This window comes from Priestia sp. SIMBA_032 (assembly GCF_046535215.1).
Classification (GTDB): Bacteria; Bacillota; Bacilli; order Bacillales; family Bacillaceae_H; genus Priestia; species Priestia aryabhattai.
This window is the reverse complement of record NZ_JAWRXD010001535.1, coordinates 1-237: the sequence shown is the minus strand read 5'-3', so window position 1 is coordinate 237 and position 237 is coordinate 1. Positions and strand designations below refer to the sequence as shown.

Here is a 237-nt window from a genome sequence, read left to right as displayed (position 1 = left end):
CGTTCACGTAGACGTCGAGGGAGGAGCTGCCGGTGAGGCCCAGATGCGAGACGACCGGCTGCACGATGACGGCGTCGAGCCGGGCGGTGCCGTGGACGGTCGCGGTCAGAGCCGTCGCCTGCGCGGGAACCGGGACGGGCAGCGTCTGGGGGAGCAGGAACACCGGGCTCGGGGCGATGCCCTGCTCTCCCGCGCGGACGTTGTCGCTGTGTCCGAGGGGAAGCGCGAAGCGACCGA

General features: G+C 72.2%; 1 protein-coding gene. It reads right to left on the bottom strand.

Features of this window, described 5'->3' with window-relative positions; genetic code table 11:
- Positions 1 to 237, bottom strand: a 237-nt coding sequence (locus SB717_RS39420; protein WP_410908765.1) for a hypothetical protein, incomplete at both ends; no start/stop codon positions are given.